Genomic DNA, 5282 nt, shown 5'->3' with positions numbered 1-5282 from the left:
GGGCGCGAATGGAACGAGAGACGGAAGCACAAACAAACGAGGTGGCGGAACAGGAAACCGCCCCCCCCACCTCGTTCGTCGTTCGACTCAGGGGCTCAGGGGGCTCAGGGGCTCATGGGCTCATGGGCTCATGGGCTCATGGCCTCAGGGGCTCACAGGGCTGTGCTCAGTCCGCCACCACCAGCGACGGCGTCTCCTTCGTCAGCACCTCGCCCCGGAAGAACGCGGGGCTCCGGCGCTGCATCACCAGCATGATCACCAGGCCGACCAGCAGCAGCCCGACGCCGATCACGAAGACCGAGCCGACACCGAGGACCGAGGAGCCGCTGCCGTAGGCCGGGTCCCACATGTCGTACAGCGTCTTGCCGAAGACCGCGGTGAGCATGAGGCCGCCGATGCCCGGGAGGATGCCCTTGACCATCAGGTTGCCGAAGGACGAGGTCAGTTCCCTGCGGAAGAACCAGACGCAGGCGAAGGCCGTGATCGAGTAGTAGAAGCAGATCATCAGACCGAGGGCGTAGATCGTGTCGACCAGGACGTTCTCGCTGACCAGGCTCATCACCGCGTAGAACACTCCGGTGGCGACGCCCGCCCACACGGTCGCGCGGCCCGGCGTCTTGAAGCGCGGGTTCATCCGGGCGAAGGCCTGGGGCAGCGCCTCGTAGGTGCTCATGGCGAGGGCGGTGCGGGCGACCGGGATGAACGTGGTCTGGAGGCTGGCCGCGGCCGAGGCGAGGACGGCGACGAAGAGCAGGATGCCGAGGCCGGAGCCCATGACCGGGCCCGCGAGGACGGCGAAGACGTTGTCCGAGGTCTCCGGGTTGCCGAGGCCCGTGCCCTCCTCGCCGATGCCCGCGTACATCTGTACGGCGATGGCGACCAGCAGGTAGGAGGCGACGATGACGACCATGGCGAGGAAGGCGGAGCGGCCGGGGGTGCGGGCGCTGCCGGTGCTCTCCTCGTTGATGGACAGGCAGGCGTCCCATCCCCAGTAGATGAAGATCGACAGGGAGAGGCCGGCGGTGAAGGCGGAGAACGACTCGACGCCGAAGGGGTTCAGCCAGCCGAAGGAGAAGTCGATCGAGCCGGCGACCTGGTCGGCCTTGCTGATCGCCATGAAGGCGAAGATCGCGATGACCGTGAGCTGGAGACCGACGAGGGCGTACTGGACCCACTTGGTGGCGGTGATGCCGCGGTAGCTGATCGCCGTGGCGATGCCGATGAAGATCAGCGTGGTGAGGATGTGGACGGCCTTGTCGTCGTCCAGTGCGGCGATGCCGGCGCTGCCGGTGATCTCGCCCGCGGTGAGCCAGAAGAAGGAGGTGGCGACACCGGCGAGGTTGGACAGGACGACGATCGTGGCGACCAGCAGGCCCCAGCCGCACATCCAGCCGATCCTGGGCCCGAAGGCCTTCACCGACCAGGTGAAGGAGGTGCCGCAGTCGGGGAGGGCCTTGTTGAGTTCCCGGTAGGCGAACGCGACGAGGAGCATGGGCAGGAAGCCGGCGAGGAAGACGGCCGGCATCTGGAGTCCGACCTCGCCGACCGTGGGGCCGAGCGTGGAGGTCAGACAGTAGACGGGTGCGACCGTCGATATGCCGATGACGGCGCCGCCCGTCAGACCGACGGAGTTCCCGCCGAGCCCCTTGGTGCGGACACCCTGCGTGTCGCCCGAGGCGGTGACGCCCCTTACCGTGTCTCCGGCCTGGGGCCGTGCATCAACCTGAGTCATGAACAGGACGTTAGGTGCTGCGGTTTCCACATCCGGAGGACGCGAGTCCGGAACGTTGAGCGATCTTCACCTTGCAATGCGAGGGTGACAACACCATCTCGTCATTGATTGAAAGATCGACCACGGATCCGGACCGACCGATTGGTAGGCGCCTCAGGGACTGTCCGGTATGCGGGAACCGCAGCACTGTCCTTAATGTCCGTTTCCAAAATTTCCCGAGGAATTTTCCGGGCCGTACCCGGAGGCGTCAGCCCGGCCAGACCACCGCCTGCGTCTCGCTGTACGCGTGCAGGGCGTACGACCCCACGTCCCGCCCGACACCGCTCTTCTTGAACCCGCCGAACGGCGCCTCCATGTTCCGTCCGATCGTGTTCACCCCGACGCCGCCCGCCCTCAGCCGGGCCGCGATGCGGAACGCGCGGGCCACGTCCCCCGACCACACGTAGTCGAGCAGCCCGTAGTCGCTGTCGTTCGCCAGCGCGATCCCCTCCTCCTCGTCGTCGAAGGGGACGACCACGACGACCGGGCCGAAGATCTCCTCCCGGACCACCCGCATGTCGTTCGTGCACTCCGCGAGCAGCGTCGGGGCCACGTAGAAGCCGCGCTCCATGGCCGGACGCCCACCGCCCGCGACCACCCGCGCGCCCTCCTTCCTCCCCAGCTCGACGTACGACTCCACCCGGTCACGGTGGGCCGCCGAGATCACCGGGCCGACGACCGTGCCCGGGACCGTCGGGTCGCCGACCTTCAGATACGCCAGATAGCCGGTGAGCTTCTCGATCAGCTGCTCGTAGATCCCGCGCTGGGCGAGGACCCGGGTCGGGGCCGTACAGATCTGTCCGCTGTAGAAGGAGAAGGTGGTGCCGATCCCCATCACCGCGGAGTCGAGGTCGGCGTCGTCGAGAACCAGCGCCGCGCCCTTCCCGCCCAGCTCCATCAGCTGCCGCTTCAACGCCCGGCCGCAGACCTCGCCGATGCGCTGCCCGACGGCCGTGGAACCGGTGAAGGAGACCATGTCGACGGCCGGGGAGTCGACGGCCGCCTCGCCGACGGCCGTGCTCGTCCCCGTGACGACGTTGACCACGCCCGCGGGGACACCCGCCTCCTCCAGCGCCCGGGCCATCGCGAACACGGAGAGCGGGTCCTGCGGGGCGGGCTTCACCACGACCGTGTTGCCCATGGCGAGCGCCGGGGCGATCTTGCCGGCCGGATTGGCCCAGGGGTTGTTGTACGAGGTGATGCAGGTGACCACCCCGACCGGGCGGCGCACCGCGACCGCGCCGAAGACCCCGGCCTTCCCCATCGGTCCGGCCTCGTTGATCTGCGGGGGCAGCGCCTGCTCGACCGGTTCCAGGGCACCGCGCGCGTACCGGCGGAACCGCGAGGAGCCGACGGCGACCTGCATGCCCCGCGCGGTCCCGGTGGTGGCGCCGGTCTCGGCCTGCGCGAGGACGGTGTGCGCGTCGGCGTCGCGAGCCATGAGGTCGGCGGCCCGGTCGAGGATCGCGGCGCGTTCCTCCGGTTTCGTACGGGACCAGGTCGCGAAGGCCTCCCGGGCGGCCTCGGCCGCCTCGTACACCTGGTCGCGGGAGGCCTCGGGCGCGAGCCCGACGACCTCCTCGGTGGCCGGGTTGACCACCTCGTAGTGCCCGCCGTCGGGCTCGACCCACGCGCCGCCGATGAACAGTCGCTGCCTCACCGGGTGGACACCGTCCTCGTGTCACGGCCCGAGCGCAGCACCCTGCCGGGGATCGCGCCGGTCACCTCGTCGTCGCGGATGGTCTCCACGCCGTTGACGCGGACGGAGACGACGCCGACCGCCCGCGAGTCGAGCCGGGGGCTGTCCCCCGGCAGGTCGTGCACCAGGGTCGCCGGGCCCGCGTCGATCCGCTCGGGGTCGAAGAGCACCAGGTCGGCGTGGAACCCCTCGGCGATCCGCCCGCGCTCGCGCAGCCCGAAGAGCCGGGCCGGGTCGTCGCTGAGCATCCTCACCGCCTGCTCCAGCGGGACCAGCTTCCGGCCGCGCAGACAGTCGCCGAGGAAACGGGTGGTGTAGGGGGCGCCGCACATGCGGTCCAGGTGCGCGCCCGCGTCGGAGCCGCCGAGCATCACGTCCTCGTGCTCCCAGGTCTCGCGGCGCAGCGCCCAGGAGGCCGGGTCGTTGTCGCTGGGCATGGGCCACAGCACGGTCCTCAGCTCGTCGTTGGCGCAGATCTCGACGAGGCACTGGAAGGGGTCCTGGCCGCGCTCGGCGGCGATGTCGTCCACGACCCTCCCGGTGAGGCCCGCGTTCTCACGGCTGTAGGTGTCCCCGATGACGTACCGGCCGAAGTGCGCGAGGCGGCGGAAGACACCGGCCTCCTTCGAGTCCGCGCGGCGCAGCATCTCGGCCCGGACCTCCGGGTCGCGGAGCCTGGCGATCCGCTCGGGCACGGGGAGCGCCAGGACCTCGCCCCAGCCCGGGATGAGGTTGAGGGCGCAGAACGTGCCGAGCGACATGTTCATGGGGGTGAGGATCGGCATGGTGAGCGCGACGATCCGGCCGCCGGACTTGCGGGCGCGTTCGGAGGCGGCGAGCTGACGCGGGACACGTTCGGGGACTGTGGCGTCGATGGTGAGGACGTTCCAGTTCAGCGGACGTCCGGCGGCGGCCGTCATGTCGACGAAGAGATCGATCTCGTCATCGGAGAACTGGTCGAGGCAGCCGGCGAGGATCGCTTCGAGCTGGGTGCCCTCGTGCTCGCCGACCGCCGCGGAGAGCGCGATCAGCTCGGCGGGCGTGGCGTGCCGGGAGGCGACGGGGGCGCCGTCGCCGTCGGAGTGGGTGGACGACTGGGTCGTGGACAGGCCCCAGGCGCCGGCCTCCATCGCCTCGTGGAGGAGCGCCGTCATCCGGTCGAGCTGCTCGGGCGTGGGCTGCCCGCCGACGGCGTCCGCGCCCATCACGTACCGGCGCAGGGCACAGTGCCCGACCATGAAGCCCGCGTTGACGGCGATCCGTCCTTCGAGGGCGTCGAGGTACTGGCCGAAGGAGGACCAGCTCCAGTCGACGCCCTCCTCCAGGGCCTTGAGGGCCATGCCCTCGACCTTGGACATCATGCGGCGCGTGTAGTCGGCGTCCTCGGGCCGGTCCGGGTGGAGGGGCGCGAGCGTGAAGCCGCAGTTGCCGCCGGCGACGGTGGTGACGCCGTGGTTCATGGAGGGCGTGGCGAAGGGGTCCCAGAAGAGCTGTGCGTCGTAGTGGGTGTGGGGGTCGACGAAGCCGGGGGCGAGGACGAGGCCGGTGGCGTCCTCGGTGGTGCGGGCGGTGGCGCCCGCACCGGGGAGGACGATCCTCCCGTCGCGTATGCCGACGTCGGCGACGAAGGCGGGGGCGCCGGTGCCGTCCACGACGGTGGCGCCCTTGATCAGGTGGTCGAGCATGACGGTCCCTTTCTGCACGTGGACACGCCCCGGCCGGGGACGCGGTAGCCGGCCGCGGCTACGACATTCCCAGCCAGGGACGGGACGGAACGGTGGTCCGGGAAAACACCGCCCCGCGCTTCTTTTG

At 70.2% G+C, this 5282-nt stretch carries 3 protein-coding genes; all 3 read right to left on the bottom strand.

Annotation, left to right across the window (positions count from 1 at the left end; genetic code table 11):
• Positions 1 to 166: 166 nt before the first annotated feature.
• The 3 genes from ACFUJR_RS26915 to ACFUJR_RS26905 all read right to left on the bottom strand — a co-directional run bounded on the left by ACFUJR_RS26915 (position 167) and on the right by ACFUJR_RS26905 (position 5155).
• Complete coding sequence (locus tag ACFUJR_RS26915; RefSeq protein ID WP_383180992.1) at positions 167 to 1732, bottom strand: APC family permease; 1566 nt, start codon at positions 1730 to 1732, stop codon at positions 167 to 169.
• Between the two features lie 247 nt (positions 1733 to 1979).
• Positions 1980 to 3431, bottom strand: a complete 1452-nt coding sequence (locus ACFUJR_RS26910; protein ID WP_383180989.1) for an aldehyde dehydrogenase family protein — start codon at positions 3429 to 3431, stop codon at positions 1980 to 1982.
• Positions 3428 to 5155, bottom strand: a complete 1728-nt coding sequence (locus tag ACFUJR_RS26905; RefSeq protein ID WP_383180986.1) for an amidohydrolase family protein — start codon at positions 5153 to 5155, stop codon at positions 3428 to 3430. The genes ACFUJR_RS26910 and ACFUJR_RS26905 overlap by 4 nt, the downstream gene beginning before the upstream one ends.
• Positions 5156 to 5282 lie beyond the last annotated feature (127 nt).

Origin of the sequence: Streptomyces sp. NPDC057271 (genome assembly GCF_042668715.1) — a bacterium.
Taxonomy (GTDB): domain Bacteria; phylum Actinomycetota; class Actinomycetes; order Streptomycetales; family Streptomycetaceae; genus Streptomyces.
The sequence above is the reverse complement of the archived record's forward strand: the minus strand, read 5'-3'. Positions and strand labels throughout refer to the sequence as shown.